Origin of the sequence: Stenotrophomonas sp. SI-NJAU-1 (assembly GCF_020883215.1) — a bacterium.
In the GTDB taxonomy this organism is placed as follows: domain Bacteria; phylum Pseudomonadota; class Gammaproteobacteria; order Xanthomonadales; family Xanthomonadaceae; genus Stenotrophomonas; species Stenotrophomonas indicatrix.
Genome location: NZ_CP086598.1, coordinates 2,986,032 through 3,001,024, shown reverse-complemented (window position 1 = coordinate 3,001,024; position 14,993 = coordinate 2,986,032). Strand labels below are relative to the sequence as shown.

Here is a 14,993-nt window from a genome sequence, read left to right as displayed (position 1 = left end):
TGCACCAACGAAACCCAACAAGAGCCTGCCGCGTGCCCAAGACTTTCCATCGAACCGACCGTGTCTCCGCCCAGCTGCGCCGTGAACTCGGCACCCTGGTGCACAACGCCGTGCGCGAACACGGGTTGCCCTCGGTGAGCGTGTCCGACGTGGAAATCACCCGCGACATGGCCCATGCCAAGGTGTTCGTCACCGCGCTGATGCCGGAACGTTCGGTTGAGGCAGTGAAGGGCCTGAAGGAACTGGCGTGGGGCCTGCGCATGGAGCTGGCCCGCGCGATGAAGCTGCGGCATGTGCCGGAGCTGCATTTCCACTACGACGACTCGGTCGATCGTGGCGAGCGCATCGACAACCTGCTGCGCGACCTGCCAGATACCGTCGCCGCCGAAAAGCGTCGCGAAGGCGACGAAGAATAACCGCGCGACGCCGGGCATGCCCGGCGTTGTTGCATTCCGGCTGCGCGATGTCTGATGCAGACCGCGCTGCGCGCTCGCCGGGCATGGCCCGGCGCTACCCGTACCTGTCATGACCCGAATTCAGTTCCGCCGCCTGGATGGCATCCTGCTGCTCGACAAGCCGACCGGCATGAGCTCCAACGCAGCCCTGCAGGTCGCCCGTCGCCTGTTCCGTGCGGAGAAGGGCGGCCACACCGGCAGCCTCGACCCGCTGGCTACCGGCCTGTTGCCACTGTGCTTCGGCGAGGCGACCAAGATCGCCGGCCTGCTGCTGGGCTCGGCCAAGGCCTACGACGCCGAGATCGTGCTGGGCCAGACCACCGATACCGACGACGCCGAGGGCCAGGTGCTGCTTGAGCGGCCGGTGCCCGTGATCAGCCCCGAGGCCCTGCGGGCGGCGATCGCGCCGCTGCTTGGCGAGATCCTGCAGCGTGCGCCGATCTATTCCGCGCTCAAGCAGGGCGGGGAGCCGCTGTATGTGAAGGCCCGCCGCGGCGACGCCATCGAGGCGCCCGAGCGCCAGGTGATGGTTCACGCCATCGAGATTCTGCAGCAGCAGCCCGAGCGGCTGCGGCTGCGGGTCACCTGCGGCTCGGGCACCTATATCCGCAGTCTGGCCCGTGACCTGGGTGAAACGCTGGGCTGTGGCGCGCACATCAGCGCCCTGCGGCGCCTGTGGGTGGAGCCGTTCCGCGAACCGGCGATGGTCACCCTGGAGCAGCTGAGGGACCTGGTGGACGCGCAGGACGAAGCCGCCATGGACGCGCTGCTGCTGCCGCTGGCGGCGGGCCTGTCCGAGTACCCCCGGGTCGACCTGGACGCCGGGCAGACCCAGCGCTTCTGCGTGGGCCAGCGCCAGCGCGACCTCTCCTGGCCGCGCGGCCTGGTGGCGGTGTTTGGCCCTGGATCGGTGGTGCAGGGCCTGGGCCAGGTCGACGACAGCGGTCTGCTGGCCCCGCAGCGCCGCTTCAACCTCTGAACGGGGAGGCCCGGTTCAGCCCCGGACCTTGTTCCAGAAGCCCCTGGCCGTTACAATTCCGCGGCCGTTTTACGGCAGCCTGCCGCAGGCGGGTTTCATCCATTTGTTGGTTCACGGCGAGCCAGGCGGTGCGCGAAAGCGCGTTCCTGCCGGCCACGCATCACAGAGAAAAAAGACATGTCGATCGACACCCAGAAGGTCATTGAAGACAACAAGCGCAGCTCGGCTGACACCGGCTCTCCGGAAGTCCAGGTTGCACTGCTGACCGCCCGCATCGAACTGCTGACCGGCCACTTCAAGACCCACAAGAAGGATCACCACAGCCGCCGCGGCCTGCTGCAGATGGTCAACCGCCGCCGCAGCCTGCTCGACTACCTGAAGAAGAAGGACGTCGAGCGTTACAAGGCCCTGATCGAGAAGCTTGGCCTGCGTCGCTAAGCAACGAATCCCCCGCGGCGCAGCGATGCGCCGCGGTTTTGTTTTGTAGCACCGCAATACCTTTTTCAGACCGGAACGACCGGTCATCCGTTGGCGGCAAGGGTCGCCCACGGTCCATTCGCAGACAGCATCCCAAGGACACCATCCGTGGCAAAAATCACCAAAACCTTCCAGTACGGCAAGCACACCGTCACGCTTGAGACTGGCGAAATCGCCCGTCAGGCCGGTGGCGCCGTCATCGTCAAGTTCGACGACACCGTGCTGCTGGTCTCCGCCGTTGCCGCCAAGAGCGCGCGTGAGGGCCAGGACTTCTTCCCGCTGACCGTCGATTATCAGGAGAAGTTCTACGCCGGTGGCCGTATCCCGGGTGGCTTCTTCAAGCGCGAAGGCCGCGCGACCGAGAAGGAAACCCTGATCTCGCGTCTGATCGACCGTCCGATCCGTCCGCTGTTCCCGGAAGACTACAAGAACGAAGTCCAGATCATCGCCACGGTGATGTCGCTGAACCCGGACATCGACGGTGACATTCCGGCCCTGATCGGCGCTTCGGCCGCCCTGTCGCTGGCCGGCACCCCGTTCATGGGCCCGATCGGCGCGGCCAAGGTCGGTTACAAGGATGGCCAGTACATCCTCAACCCGACCGTGACCGAGCTGAAGGATTCGCAGCTGGAGCTGGTCGTCGCCGGTACCTCCAACGCCGTGCTGATGGTGGAATCGGAAGCCGCGCTGCTGTCCGAAGAAGTGATGCTGGGCGCTGTGACCTTCGGTCACCGCGAGATGCAGAAGGTCATCAACGCCATCAACGAGCTGACCGTCGAAGCCGGCACCAAGCCGTCGACCTGGGAAGCCCCGGCCAAGAACGAAGCGCTGATCAGCGCCCTGAAGGAAGCCATCGGCCCGCGTCTGGGTGAAGCCTTCCAGGTGCGTGACAAGCTGCAGCGTCGCGATGCCATCTCCGCGATCAAGAAGGACGTGCTGGAGACCCTGGCTGGCCGCGTCGCCGCCGAGGGCTGGAACCCGGCCGAGCTGTCGAAGGAGTTCGGCGAACTGGAATACAGCACCATGCGCAACTCGGTGCTGGACACCAAGGTCCGCATCGACGGCCGTGCGCTGGACACCGTCCGCCCGATCGCCGTCAAGACCAGCGTGCTGCCGCGTACCCACGGTTCCTCGCTGTTCACCCGTGGCGAGACCCAGGCCATCGTGACCATCACCTTGGGCACTGCCCGTGACGGCCAGGTCATCGATGCCGTGTCCGGTGAGTACAAGGAAAACTTCCTGTTCCATTACAACTTCCCCCCCTACTCGGTGGGTGAGTGCGGCCGCATGATGGGCCCGAAGCGTCGCGAGATCGGCCACGGCCGTCTGGCCAAGCGCGGCGTGCTGGCAGTGATGCCGTCGCTGGAATCCTTCCCGTACACCATCCGCGTCGTCTCGGAAATCACCGAGTCGAACGGTTCCTCGTCGATGGCGTCGGTCTGCGGCTCGTCGCTGGCCCTGATGGACGCCGGCGTGCCGGTGAAGGCTCCGGTGGCGGGCATCGCCATGGGCCTGGTCAAGGAAGGCGATCGCTTCGTCGTCCTGTCCGACATCCTGGGTGACGAAGATCACCTGGGCGACATGGACTTCAAGGTTGCCGGTACCGCTGAGGGCATCTCCGCCCTGCAGATGGACATCAAGATCGAAGGTATCACCGAAGAGATCATGAAGCAGGCTCTGCAGCAGGCCAAGGCCGGCCGTCTGCACATCCTGGGCGAAATGGCCCACGGCCTGACCGCCCCGCGTGAGGAGCTGTCGGACTACGCGCCGCGCCTGCTGACCATCAAGATCCATCCGGACAAGATCCGCGAAGTGATCGGCAAGGGTGGTTCGACCATCCAGGCCATCACCAAGGAAACCGGCACCCAGATCGACATCCAGGATGACGGCACCATCGTCATCGCTTCGGTCAATGCCATCGCGGCCCAGGCCGCCAAGGCCCGCATCGAGCAGATCACCTCGGACGTCGAGCCGGGCCGCATCTACGAAGGCAAGGTCGCCAAGATCATGGACTTCGGTGCCTTCGTCACCATCCTGCCGGGCAAGGACGGCCTGGTCCACGTGTCGCAGATCTCCAGCGACCGCGTCGAGAAGGTCGGCGACGTGCTGAAGGAAGGCGATGTGGTCAAGGTCAAGGTGCTGGAAGTCGACAAGCAGGGCCGTATCCGCCTGTCGATGAAGGCCGTCGAGGAAGGCGAAGGCGCCACCGCCGAGTAATCGACCGCAGGTCGATGACGGTAGGTGTCAACCTTGGTTGACACGCCAGAATGAAAAAGCGGGCTTCGGCCCGCTTTTTCTTTGCCTGTCGTCCGGCGCTGCCTACGTCGTACCGCAGCGCTATGCTTCCCCCATGGACACCCTGCACCTGCTTGATCTGCAGATCGACCGCCCCGCGCAGCGGGTCAGCCGCGCCGGCGACGTGTTGCCGATCCAGGGGCTGAGCTGGCGCCTGTTCGACGTGCTGCTGGCACACGGCAACGACGTTGTCGACTTCGACACGCTGGCTGCACAGGTGTGGGCGCCTGCAGTGGTTGGCGAGGATGCGATCAGCCAGCGGGTCAAGCTGTTGCGGCAGGCGCTGGGTGATGACAGCCGACGCCCACGCTACATCCGTTCGGTACGCGGGCGCGGCTATCAGTTGTGTGCAGTGCCGACCACCGCACCGCCGGCAGCGGCGGTGCCTGCTGCCGCGCACCGGAAGAAGTGGCCATGGCTTGCCGGCGCCGGTGTCGTCGTTCTCGCAGCTGCCGCCTCGTTCTGGCCGCGCACGCCGGCGGCCGGTGGCCCGCTGCCGTTGCTGCAGCGCGCCGATTATTACGCCAGCATCGGCCAGGCCAGCAACAATGAGCGCGCCATCGCCCTGTACCGGCAGGCATTGCAGGTGGACCCTGATTCCAGTCCGGCCCGCCGCGGCCTGTCACGAGCGTTGTCCGCGCAGGGCTGTCTGTTCAATGGATCGCCCGAGCAGGTCCGCGAAGGGCTGGCGCTGGCCAACATCGAACGTGAACTCGCGCCGCAGGAGGGTGCTGTGTACGCGCTTCGAGGCTATGCCTACGACTGCCTCGGGCAGATGCCGCAGGCCATTTCCGATTACGAACGGGCGATCGCGCTGGATCCGGGCGACGAGCGCACCCGTGCCTCGCTCGCCTACCTGCACCAGGAGCGCGGCCACCTTGCCCTGGCCCTGCGTGCCAATCTTGCATTGACGGCGCCCGAACGCCTGCGCTTCCGTGATGTGCAGGTGGCGCGCGAACTGGAGCTGCTCGGCTTCACTCATGCGGCGGCGCAGCGCCACGCACGTAATTTCCAGCTGTATCCGGACAACGTCTTCGCCAACATCGCCTGGCCGCGCAGTCTGTTCGCGGCAGGTGACCCGGGCCGGGCGAGGCAGGCGTTGACCGAGGCGCTGGCACGCGGCACGCCACACCCACAGTTGCTGCGGCTGCAGGGCGAACTGGCGCTGCTGGCGGGAGATCACGCCGGTGCCGCCGATGCCTTCGAGCGCGGGCGGCAGCTGCGTCCACAGCAATCGCTCGGTCAATCGCTGGCGGCCTTGTACGCGCAGCCCGCGGCGTCGCCGGAGTGGGTGGCGTCGCGTCTTGCAATGTTGCAGGCGCAGCGCGGCGACGGTTGGTCCGATGCCGCGCTTGAGCGGGCCCTGCTGTTGCAGGCGCAAGGCGACCCGGAGGCTGCCGTCACCGCGCTGCAGCAGGCGGTCGACGATGGCTTCCGCGATGCGGCGTGGTTGCGCTCCACGCCGCTGTTTGCGTCCCTGCACGCAGCGCCCGGCTGGGCGCCGCTGCTGGCGCGCATCGATGCCGATATCGGCCGCCAGCGTGCGCAGGTGCTGGCGGCCCACTGGCGTCCCGCCGGGCTGGCCGACCTCAGCGCAGCGCCGGCAGCAGGAATTCGGTGAGTATGCGGCGCGACTGCGGGTGAGCGATGCTGCGGTTGTAGGCCTGGCTGGTCACCACCGCCACAGCGCGCTGTTGCGGCAGCAGGAACACGTAGTTGCCGCCGTTGCCGGACATCGCCCATACGGTCTGTGGCTGGCCACCGACAGTCAGTTTCAGGCCCCACCATTGATAGCCGTAATCGCTGCCGTCGCCGGCCGTTGCCTGCGGTGACAGCATCGCGGCGACGTAGTCGCGTGGAACCAGCTGGCGCCCCTGCCAACGACCGCCATCAAGCACGAGCTGGCCGAGACGGGCCAGGTCCCGGCTGCGGTAGCGGGTGCCGCCTCCGCCCATGCCGATGCCCTCGGGGGAACGGTTCCACTGGCTGCGGGTGATGCCCAGCGGTCGTTCCAGTGCATGGGCTGCGTAATCGGCCAGCGGTTGTCCGGTCGCGCGTTCCAGTACCGCGCCGAGCACGAAGGAGTTGGCGGTGCAGTAGGCAAACGCGCGCCCGTGAGGACTGTCTTCCGGGCGCGCCATCCAGGGTGCGAAGCCCTTCACCGGCAGCGCCAGGGCGAAATCGAGCCAGCGCTCGCCGACGTACATGCGCTCCTCGTGGCCGGCCGAGAACGGGTTCTCGTCGTCGCACTCCCACAGCGTGCTCATCGCCAGCAGGTCCTCCACCGCGGTGCCGCGCAGGCGGGGGTCCACGTCGTGGTGGGCGACGAAGGCCGGGAAGTAGTCGTACACCTTCGCGTGAACGCCCGGCAGCCGGCCTTCGCCGATCGCTGCGCCGACCAGCAGGGCGGTCACGCTTTTGCTGGCCGAGCGCACGTCGTGCAGGGTCTGCGCATCGGCACCGTTGAAATAGCCTTCGTACACGACCTGTCCATCAACCTGCAGCAGCACGCTGCGGATCTGTTTCAGCTCATCGCTGGCGATGGCCTGCTCCAGCGCGCGCATGCGGCCGGGATCTGGGGGGGCAGGGCCCGCGATGGAGGGGAGGGCGTACAGGCATAGCAGCAGGGTGGACACAGGCAGGGGCGAACGCATGATCGGACTCCATCGAAAGGAGTGCCGATTCGGCCAGAGGGCTGGCTGAAGTGCTGGAAGGGCGCCTGAAGAATTCTGAAAGCCTTGTGCCGCAAGGGCTGCAGCGCCCTGCCGTCATGCGTCCGCTCGTTCGTGACCCAGCCACCACACCTGGCCCGGCTGCGGATCCTGCTGCGGGTGCTCACGGTGTTCGATCGCATCGAGCGTGCGCCCGGTGCCTGCCGCAGCCCAGGCTGACATCAGTTTTTCGACCGCAGCGCGGCCCTGTGCGGCAATACCGAGATTGCGCTCGCGCACCCAGCCGTCGTCATCCTCGTGGCTGTCGTCATCGTGCTGGTGCGGTGCCCCATAGCTGCAGCGCAGGCACAGGTGACGTACCGAATGGGTCCAGTCTTCGATCAGGCCGATGCCGGGCAACGTCATTGCGCGCAGCGCGGCGATGTCGTCCGGCGAACCGCATTGCACGAACACGGCGTAGGTCGCCATGTCCGACTGCCGCAGGCGCTGCATGGCATTGAACACCGGTACTTCGCGCTCGCCGTAGGTCCGGCGCCCGGTGGAGGCACCGTCGTGCAGCACGATGTCGCCGAAGCGGAACCCGCTTTCCGGAAGTGGCACGTTTTCCAGCCGCGCGCGCACCGGATCGAGCCGGCGCATGTACACGGTCTCGCCGCTGGACCACGGATTCAGGCGGACACAGGCAACGCCGAAATTGCCGTCGATCGGGCCTTCGCCTTCAGGAAGGGGGATGCCGCAGCGGGTCCATTGCCGGCGCGCCTCGGCCCAGTCGCCGGCGCCGGTGGCGGCAATCCCGGCATTCCACGCGGTCGCCTCGTCGACTTCATCGCGCAGCTGCTCGGAGCGGAGATTGTCCTGCAGCGACAACACCCACTCGCGCAGGTACTTGTGTGCCAGCCCGCGCATGTAGTGCAGGTGGGGGATGTCGGGTGTCCATTCGACGAGCTGGCCGAACAGGATTGCCGCGTCGGCCAGGTCGCCCGCATCAAAGGCCGCATAGGCGCGGGCCTCCAGCGCCTGCAGCTTTTCGAGGGTTTCGTCGTCCAGCAGTTCGCCGTCTGCGTCGTGGTCTGCGGTCATGTCCGTGTGCCAGTGAAGATCCAGCGCCACCTTAGCTCAGGCAGGTCGTGTGTTGTCCTGCAGCGAAGTGCTTTCGACGTTGTGCAGCCACGACCGTGTCAGCTTCCAGCGGCACGCCACTGTCCAGCGGACGACATGCACGGACATCCGCACCACGGGCCGATCTGTTTGCTAACGTGGCGGCGCCTTCGACCCGGGAGTTTCCATGTTCCATCAGACCTTGGCCGTACTTGCAGTGCTGATCGCCGGCACCCTGCCCATTGCCGCGCAGGCGCAACCGGCGCAACCGCCGATCTTCGGTGCGTACTATCCCGGCGGCTCCGCCGAGCGCTATCCGGTATCGAGCATCCCGGCCGAACGACTCACCCATCTGTTCTATGCGTTTTCCACCATCGAGGACGGACGTTGTGCGATCGGTGCCGAGGCGCCAGCCAACTTCGCCGCGTTGGCCGAGCTCAAGCGCAGGCATCCGCATCTGCGCACGTTGATTTCGATCGGGGGCTGGGGCGCGGGCGGATTCTCCGATGCGGCGCTGACCGAGACCAGCCGCAGGCGCCTGGTCGATTCGTGCATGGCGTTGTTCTTCGAGCGCCATGCCGGCAGCTTCGATGGCGTGGACATCGACTGGGAGTTCCCCGTCAGCGGTGGCCCGAAGGAACTGGCGCACCGCCCGCAGGACCGTGCCAACCTGACCAGGCTTGCGCAGGCCTTCCGGCTGGCGCTGGATGCCCGCGGCAGAAAGGCGGGGCAGCCGATGCTGCTGACCGCCGCGCTGGCCGCTGGCCGTCTGCAGACCGATGGGCCGTACGACCCTGCCGCCAGCTACGATCTGCCGGCGTTGGCCAAGGTGTTCGATTTCATCAACCTGATGAGCTACGACATGGGCACCGGCTTCTCGGCGGTGTCGACTTTCAATGCACCGCTGCATGAAGTGCCTGACGACCCGCTGGCGCCGGAACTGCGGCGCTGGAACAACGTGGCCGGTGCCGTGCAGTACTACCGCGAGCATGGCGTGCCGGCGACCAAGCTGGTGCTGGGCGTGCCGTTCTACGGCCGCGGCTTCACGGTCACCGGCGAGTCGGCGGACGGCCTGTACCAGGCCTACAGCGCGCCGGCCGATGCCGGTGACTGGCGGGTGATCAAGGCGCGCTATCTCGACCAGCCGGGTTGGACGAAGCATTGGCAGCCGCAAGCGCAGAGCCCGTGGCTGTACAACCCGGCGCAGAAGATCTTCATCAGTTACGAGGATCCGCGCTCCATCGGCCTGCGCGCGCAGTTCGCGCGCGAGCAGGGCCTGGCCGGTGTCTTCATGTGGGAGCTGACCGGTGACGACGAGCAGGCCAGCCTGCTCAACGCCATGCTTGCTCCGTGGCAGAAGGCCCGCGTTGGCGACTGACCGGTTCGACATCTCCGGACCGGGGCTGGTACGGCGGTGACGGGCAAACGCTGTGGCCTGAAACTGCACATCGGCCCCATGCACGCAGCGCTAAGCTGCGTGCATGATCATCATCGACCGCCTGGACCATCTGGTGCTTACCGTTGCCGACATCGAGCGCAGCTGCGACTTCTACCAGCGCGTGCTGGGCATGCAGGTCGTGCGCTTCGGCGCCGGCCGCGTCGCCCTGCAGTTCGGCCAGCAGAAGATCAACCTGCACCCGGCCAGCGCGCCGTTGCAGCCCCACGCGCTGCTGCCGACCCGTGGCAGCGCCGATCTGTGCCTGATCACCCCGCTGGGCGTACAGGCGGTGCTGGCCCACCTGCAGGCCCAGCAGGTAACGATTGAAGAAGGACCGGTGCCGCGTACCGGAGCGCTTGGGCCGATCGAGTCGGTGTACTTCCGTGATCCGGATGGGAACCTGATCGAAGTGGCCCGCTACGTGGAAGCCATGTAAACCCGCGTGCTGCGAGCGGGGCCCGGTCAGTTCGCCCACACGCTGTTGGGGTCGCCGCTGCGGGCTCGCCGCTGGCTGGCCACCGCCAGGCGGGCAAAGCCAACCGCCATCGCCAGCGCCATCGCATCGATCCAGAACAGGGGCCAGTGGCCGCGTGCGGCGGCCAGCCACAGCCAGTCACCGCTGAGTGCGCCATGCGCCAGCGGCACCAGCGCGGTACTTATCGCCGCGGCCCAAAGCAGCTCGCGTGCGGCCTGTGCCGGGCGGCGCAGGGTTGCCCACAGCGCACACGCTGCCCAGGTCACGAAGCAGGCCCAGCGGATGCCGTGGTCCACCATGGCCGGCGCGGCCTGCTCCAGTACCAGCGCGGCAACGAAGGCCACCGATATCGCCACGCACAGGCCGATGCAGACGCCGACCGTGGCCCGCGCCATGTTGACGGCAGCGCGTGACTGCTGTGGCTGACGGCGCTTGCGGCGTGATTCGATCCACAGCAGGTTTCCCGAATAGAACAGGAACGCGCCGCCGAGGCCGAGCAGGAAGTACAGCCAGACCACCACGCCGTTGCCGAACTCGCCGAAATGCAGGGCGTAGGCCGCACTGAGCGTGGCGTGGTTGGCATCGCGCTGGCCGGGCAGCTGGCTGGCCAGCAGGCGGCCGCTCTCGACATCCAGTGCAACAGCGCCGAGCGGGCCGAGGGTGCCGCTGGCCTCGCCGGTGATCTCGATGGTCGCGTTGGCATCACCGCCATTGGCCAGCTTCAGGTACGCCGGTTCGAAGTTGGCCACGCCCTGTGCGCGCGCCACTTCCAATGCCCGTGCATGCAGTTCACGCAGGCTGCCCGGTGCAGCAGGGATGCCACTGGCTTCGCGCAGCGGCGCCGTATCCATCGCCGTCGGTACCGCCTGCAGTGCCTTGCCGTCGTAGATCAGGGGATCGAGTACCGCCATCTGCATGAACACCAGGCAGAGCAGGGTGCCGGTCACCGCGAACATCAGGTGGAACGGCAGGCTGAGCACGCCGATCACGTTGTGTGCGTCCTGCCACTGCTGCTTGAGATTGCGGCCTGGGCGCAGCGCGAACAGATCGCCCAGCAGCTTGGGCAGGTGGATCACCAGGCCGCTGAGCAGGGCCATGCCGTACAGCAGGCTGACGATGCCCATCACGTAGACGCCGGCCACCGGCAGGCCCAGGCTGTAATGCAGTTCGTTGACCAGTTCGGCCAACCCGGTCTGCGGTGGCGTCGGGCTGCCGCTGATCTGTCCCGGCCATGCATAGCGCCAGCTGCCGTCTTCAGCCTGCCAGTAGGCCAGCGGCTGCGGGTGATCGGCGCCCGGGAAGGTCATGCCGACGTGGCGTCGCGCGTCGGCATGCGTGGCCAGCACATCGTCGAGCAGGTACTGGGCGTCATCCAGGCTGGCCGGCAATGCGGTAGCTGCGCCGGGTGTCTGCCACAGCGGCAGATCGTGGTGGAACAGGGTCAGCGCGCCGGCATAGAACGCCACGAACAGCCCGAAGCCGGCGACCAGGCCGACCCAGGTGTGCAGGGTGGTGAACGTGCGCAGGGTCTGTGAACTGAATTTCATGCAGTCGATCTCATTGCACTGCGCCGGCCAGGCGCAGCAGGCCGAGTACGGCAAAGCCAAGGGCCGCGCAGCCAGCCAGGGTCAGCCATGCGCGCAACGCGCTGCGGAAGCTGAAGGCCCACAGCGCGGCCAGCATCCACAACGGGACGAACGCGATGAGGCTCGGCACCAGGGCCTTCTGCCAGGGCCCCGGTGGCAGCCATGCGACCAGGCCGGTTGCCGCAGCGGCAAGGAAGAAGCCGGCGAAGATGCCGGCCAGTGCGCGCGGCCACATCAGCGCGGCTCCACATCGGGACGGTGCCACGCGGCCAGCGCCGGCAGCAGCATGGCGGCCAGCATCCAGGTGCACAGCATCGCCACCAGCCCGGCGGCAAAGCCCAGCTCGGCCATCCACAGCCACAGCGCGGCAACGGCAGCGACCAGGCCGATCTGCCGACCCAGGCGCCCGGCACGGCGCAGGCGTGGCCAGCGGCAGTGCGGGGAGGCGGCATAGAAGGCCAGCGCAGAGAACATCGCCGACAGCATGCCGAGGCTGCAGAAGCCCAAGGTCGACAGGCCAACGGTGATCATCGGGGGCTCCGGGCCCGGCATATGGCCGGTGAACGCGGGGCACGGGCGGGACCGGCAGGCGCCGGTCGGGGCGGGTGGCGCATTGCAGGATCCTGGGGGGAAGCGGGCAGGCCGGCACGGGGCGGGCTGCGCGGACATGGTAATCATTGCGTTTTCACGCCGCCAGCCAGCGCCATTCAGGCACCGCTTGGGCTTTGTCCGCCGCTGGTTTAAGATCACGGGCAATCACATCCTGGAACCAAGGTGGCCCGCGCACTGCGCCGGCCGAGCGTGCGACATGAGCACTACCACCGCCCACTGTTGACCTGCCCCGAAGGCCCTGCATTCCAGGCGCCCTCGCGGCGCTTTTTTATTGCCCGGACGACAGCCCGGGAGCGCTTTCCAGCCCGCCACGACGGGCCCCGCATGAAGCCATTGCAATGATCACGATTACCCTTCCCGACGGCAGCCGCCGCGAATTCGAAAACCCCGTCAGCGTCATGGACGTCGCCCAGTCGATCGGCGCCGGCCTGGCCAAGGCGACCATCGCCGGTTCGGTGGATGGCGTGCTGGTCGATGCCAGTGACGTCATCGACCACGATGCGTCCCTGCGCATCATCACCGCCAAGGACGAGGAGGGCGTGGAAATCATCCGCCACTCCAGTGCGCACCTGGTCGGCCACGCGGTCAAGCAGCTCTATCCGGACGTGAAGATGGTCATCGGCCCGGTGATCGCCGAGGGCTTCTACTACGACATCTACTCCGAGCGCCCGTTCACCCCGGACGACATGGCCGCCATTGAAAAGCGCATGGGCGAACTGATCGCGCAGGACTACGACGTCATCAAAAAGATGACGCCGCGTGCCGAAGTGATCGAGATCTTCAAGGCCCGCGGCGAAGACTACAAGCTGCGCCTGATCGAAGACATGTCGCCTGACATCCAGGCGATGGGCATGTACTACCACCAGGAATACGTGGACATGTGCCGTGGTCCGCACGTGCCGAACACGCGCTTCCTGAAGGCTTTCAAGCTGACCCGCATTTCCGGCGCCTACTGGCGTGGCGATGCCAAGAACGAGCAGTTGCAGCGCATCTATGGCACCGCATGGGCCGACAAGAAGCAGCTCGATGCGTACATCAAGCGCATCGAGGAAGCCGAAATGCGCGACCACCGTCGCATAGGCAAGCAGCAGGACCTGTTCCACCTGCAGGAAGAAGCACCGGGCCTGGTGTTCTGGCATCCCAAGGGCTGGGCGCTGTGGCAGGTGGTCGAGCAGTACATGCGCAAGGTCTACCGCAACAGCGGCTATGGCGAAGTGCGCTGCCCGCAGATCCTGGACGTGAGCCTGTGGAAGCAGTCCGGCCACTGGGACAACTACCAGGACAACATGTTCTTCACCGAGTCGGAAAAGCGTACCTACGCGGTCAAGCCGATGAACTGCCCGGGCCACATCCAGGTGTTCAACCAGGGCCTGCACAGCTATCGCGACCTGCCGATCCGCTACGGTGAATTCGGTTCCTGCCACCGCAACGAGCCCTCCGGCGCGCTGCACGGCATCCTGCGCGTGCGTGGCTTCACCCAGGACGACGGCCACGTGTTCTGCACCGAGGCGCAGATCGAATCGGAAGTGACCGCGTTCCACCAGCAGGCACTGGCGGTCTACCAGCACTTCGGCTTCGACGAGATCCAGATCAAGATTGCCCTGCGACCGGAATCGCGCCTGGGTGACGATGCCACTTGGGACAAGGCCGAGGGCGCGCTGCGTTCGGCGCTGACCGCCTGTGGCGTGGAATGGCAGGAACTGCCGGGCGAGGGCGCCTTCTACGGCCCGAAGATCGAGTACCACCTGAAGGACGCCATCGGCCGCACCTGGCAACTGGGCACCATGCAGGTCGATTTCATGATGCCCGGCCGTCTGGGCGCTGAATACGTGGACGAGAACAGCCAGAAGAAGCATCCGGTGATGCTGCACCGGGCCATCGTCGGCTCGATGGAGCGTTTCCTGGGCATCCTGATCGAGCACCATGCTGGCCAGTTCCCGGCCTGGCTGGCACCGACCCAGGTGGTGGTGGCCAATATCACCGATGCGCAGGCTGAATACGTCTCTGCGGTGACCAAAAGCCTTGCGGATCAAGGCTTCCGCGTCACCGCCGATTTGCGTAACGAGAAGATCGGCTATAAGATTCGCGAGCACACGCTGCAGCGCGTGCCGTACCTGCTGGTCATTGGTGACCGCGAGAAGGAAAACGGCGCTGTGGCGGTGCGTACGCGTTCTGGCGAAGATCTCGGCAGCATGAGCCTCCAGGCTTTCACCGAGCGGCTCCAGGCCGAGGGCGCGTAAACAAAGGTCCGGCCCGTGCGCATTGGCGCCCGGGCCGGGTTCGACACCCTTGGGAGATCGCAATATCAGTACCCCTGACAACAAACAGAACCGCAAGAATCAGGAAATCCGTGTGCCGCGCGTCCGCGTGATCGGCAGTGACGGAGAAATGATCGGCGTGTTGACGCGAGACGAAGCGTTGTCCATGGCCGAAGATGAAGGCCTGGACCTGGTCGAGATCCAGCCGCAGGCCGACCCGCCGGTGTGCAAGATCATGGACTTCGGCAAGTTCAAGTTCGAAGCCCAGAAGAAGGCCAGCGAGGCCAAGAAGAAGACCAAGCAGGTCGAGATCAAGGAAGTGAAGTTCCGTCCGGTCACGGACGAGGGCGACTACCAGATCAAGCTGCGCAAGATGCGCGGTTTCCTTGAAGAAGGCGACAAGATCAAGGTCAACATCCGTTTCCGTGGCCGTGAAATGAGCCACCAGGAACTGGGCCGCGAGATGGCGGGCCGGATCGAAGCCGATCTGGGCGAAGACATCGTCATCGAATCCCGTCCGCGCCTGGAAGGGCGTCAGATGGTGATGATGATCGCGCCGAAGAAGAAGACCTGACGCCTGACGGGCTGCCTCGCGGGGCGCCTGGCGGCTGAATGGATGAAGGTGAAGGGACGCCGCTGGCGTCCTTT

Annotated in this window: 14 protein-coding genes; 9 read left to right on the top strand and 5 right to left on the bottom strand. The window is 66.3% G+C overall.

All coding sequences use genetic code 11. The annotated features are described in order from the left end of the window. The first annotated feature begins 32 nt into the window (after nucleotides 1-32). The 5 genes from rbfA (at nucleotide 33) to LMF57_RS13840 (ending at nucleotide 5,827) form a co-directional block, all read left to right on the top strand. Nucleotides 33-416, top strand: a complete 384-nt coding sequence (gene rbfA / locus LMF57_RS13860) for a 30S ribosome-binding factor RbfA (RefSeq protein WP_025876229.1) — start codon at nucleotides 33-35, stop codon at nucleotides 414-416. Between the two features lie 109 nt (nucleotides 417-525). Then, the gene (gene truB, locus LMF57_RS13855) at nucleotides 526-1,434 is read left to right on the top strand and encodes a tRNA pseudouridine(55) synthase TruB (protein ID WP_229290056.1); all 909 of its coding nucleotides are present in this window, start codon (nucleotides 526-528) and stop codon (nucleotides 1,432-1,434) included. 177 nt (nucleotides 1,435-1,611) lie between these two features. Continuing rightward, nucleotides 1,612-1,872, top strand: a complete 261-nt coding sequence (gene rpsO, locus LMF57_RS13850) for a 30S ribosomal protein S15 (protein ID WP_005410445.1) — start codon at nucleotides 1,612-1,614, stop codon at nucleotides 1,870-1,872. A gap of 147 nt (nucleotides 1,873-2,019) precedes the next feature. Continuing rightward, on the top strand, nucleotides 2,020-4,128 hold the full coding sequence (gene pnp / locus LMF57_RS13845) for a polyribonucleotide nucleotidyltransferase (RefSeq protein WP_093820588.1): 2,109 nt from the start codon (nucleotides 2,020-2,022) through the stop codon (nucleotides 4,126-4,128). A gap of 133 nt (nucleotides 4,129-4,261) precedes the next feature. Then, nucleotides 4,262-5,827 carry a winged helix-turn-helix transcriptional regulator gene (locus LMF57_RS13840; protein ID WP_208081393.1) on the top strand — a complete coding sequence of 522 codons (1,566 nt, stop codon included), beginning with the start codon at nucleotides 4,262-4,264 and terminating at the stop codon, nucleotides 5,825-5,827. Here the strand turns inward: LMF57_RS13840 and LMF57_RS13835 are convergent. After that, nucleotides 5,796-6,860: a serine hydrolase gene (locus LMF57_RS13835; protein ID WP_208081394.1), complete on the bottom strand. Its 1,065-nt coding sequence runs from the start codon at nucleotides 6,858-6,860 to the stop codon at nucleotides 5,796-5,798. The two genes, LMF57_RS13840 and LMF57_RS13835, sit on opposite strands and share 32 nt — an antisense overlap. Before the next feature lie 114 nt (nucleotides 6,861-6,974). Continuing rightward, nucleotides 6,975-7,958, bottom strand: a complete 984-nt coding sequence (locus tag LMF57_RS13830) for a hypothetical protein (RefSeq protein ID WP_229290055.1) — start codon at nucleotides 7,956-7,958, stop codon at nucleotides 6,975-6,977. 205 nt (nucleotides 7,959-8,163) lie between these two features. Here LMF57_RS13830 and LMF57_RS13825 point away from each other — a divergent pair, with 205 nt between their 5' ends. Together LMF57_RS13825 and LMF57_RS13820 are read left to right on the top strand one after the other, a co-directional pair. Continuing rightward, nucleotides 8,164-9,354 carry a glycoside hydrolase family 18 protein gene (locus tag LMF57_RS13825; RefSeq protein ID WP_208081396.1) on the top strand — a complete coding sequence of 397 codons (1,191 nt, stop codon included), beginning with the start codon at nucleotides 8,164-8,166 and terminating at the stop codon, nucleotides 9,352-9,354. Between the two features lie 106 nt (nucleotides 9,355-9,460). After that, entirely contained in the window at nucleotides 9,461-9,850 is a 390-nt protein-coding gene (locus LMF57_RS13820; RefSeq protein ID WP_343122494.1) for a VOC family protein, read from the top strand. 26 nt (nucleotides 9,851-9,876) lie between these two features. Here the strand turns inward: LMF57_RS13820 and LMF57_RS13815 are convergent, their stop codons facing one another. Genes LMF57_RS13815 through LMF57_RS13805 form a run of 3 tightly spaced genes read right to left on the bottom strand, consistent with a single transcriptional unit; the run spans nucleotide 9,877 to nucleotide 12,006 of the window. Beyond that, nucleotides 9,877-11,436, bottom strand: coding sequence for a PepSY-associated TM helix domain-containing protein (locus tag LMF57_RS13815; protein ID WP_208081397.1), 1,560 nt, complete (start codon nucleotides 11,434-11,436; stop codon nucleotides 9,877-9,879). Between the two features lie 10 nt (nucleotides 11,437-11,446). Beyond that, complete coding sequence (locus tag LMF57_RS13810; RefSeq protein ID WP_208081398.1) at nucleotides 11,447-11,710, bottom strand: hypothetical protein; 264 nt, start codon at nucleotides 11,708-11,710, stop codon at nucleotides 11,447-11,449. Beyond that, the gene (locus LMF57_RS13805) at nucleotides 11,710-12,006 is read right to left on the bottom strand and encodes a hypothetical protein (protein WP_025876254.1); all 297 of its coding nucleotides are present in this window, start codon (nucleotides 12,004-12,006) and stop codon (nucleotides 11,710-11,712) included. The genes LMF57_RS13810 and LMF57_RS13805 overlap by 1 nt, the downstream gene beginning before the upstream one ends. A 419-nt stretch (nucleotides 12,007-12,425) precedes the next feature. Between LMF57_RS13805 and thrS the strand changes: the two genes are divergently transcribed. Together thrS and infC are read left to right on the top strand one after the other, a co-directional pair. After that, nucleotides 12,426-14,327: a threonine--tRNA ligase gene (thrS, locus tag LMF57_RS13800; protein ID WP_229290054.1), complete on the top strand. Its 1,902-nt coding sequence runs from the start codon at nucleotides 12,426-12,428 to the stop codon at nucleotides 14,325-14,327. A gap of 49 nt (nucleotides 14,328-14,376) precedes the next feature. After that, nucleotides 14,377-14,919, top strand: a complete 543-nt coding sequence (gene infC / locus LMF57_RS13795; RefSeq protein WP_025876259.1) for a translation initiation factor IF-3 — start codon at nucleotides 14,377-14,379, stop codon at nucleotides 14,917-14,919. Nucleotides 14,920-14,993: the final 74 nt, after the last annotated feature.

Bases quoted from the DNA above. Each gene is read 5' to 3' on its own strand.
- LMF57_RS13830 (WP_229290055.1), bottom strand. From the start codon at position 7,958: ATGACCGCAGACCACGACGCAGACGGCGAACTGCTGGACGACGAAACC.
- LMF57_RS13810 (WP_208081398.1), bottom strand. From the start codon at position 11,710: ATGTGGCCGCGCGCACTGGCCGGCATCTTCGCCGGCTTCTTCCTTGCC.
- LMF57_RS13825 (WP_208081396.1), top strand. From the start codon at position 8,164: ATGTTCCATCAGACCTTGGCCGTACTTGCAGTGCTGATCGCCGGCACC.
- LMF57_RS13805 (WP_025876254.1), bottom strand. From the start codon at position 12,006: ATGATCACCGTTGGCCTGTCGACCTTGGGCTTCTGCAGCCTCGGCATG.
- LMF57_RS13815 (WP_208081397.1), bottom strand. From the start codon at position 11,436: ATGAAATTCAGTTCACAGACCCTGCGCACGTTCACCACCCTGCACACC.
- rpsO (WP_005410445.1), top strand. From the start codon at position 1,612: ATGTCGATCGACACCCAGAAGGTCATTGAAGACAACAAGCGCAGCTCG.
- LMF57_RS13835 (WP_208081394.1), bottom strand. From the start codon at position 6,860: ATGCGTTCGCCCCTGCCTGTGTCCACCCTGCTGCTATGCCTGTACGCC.
- LMF57_RS13840 (WP_208081393.1), top strand. From the start codon at position 4,262: ATGGACACCCTGCACCTGCTTGATCTGCAGATCGACCGCCCCGCGCAG.
- thrS (WP_229290054.1), top strand. From the start codon at position 12,426: ATGATCACGATTACCCTTCCCGACGGCAGCCGCCGCGAATTCGAAAAC.
- truB (WP_229290056.1), top strand. From the start codon at position 526: ATGACCCGAATTCAGTTCCGCCGCCTGGATGGCATCCTGCTGCTCGAC.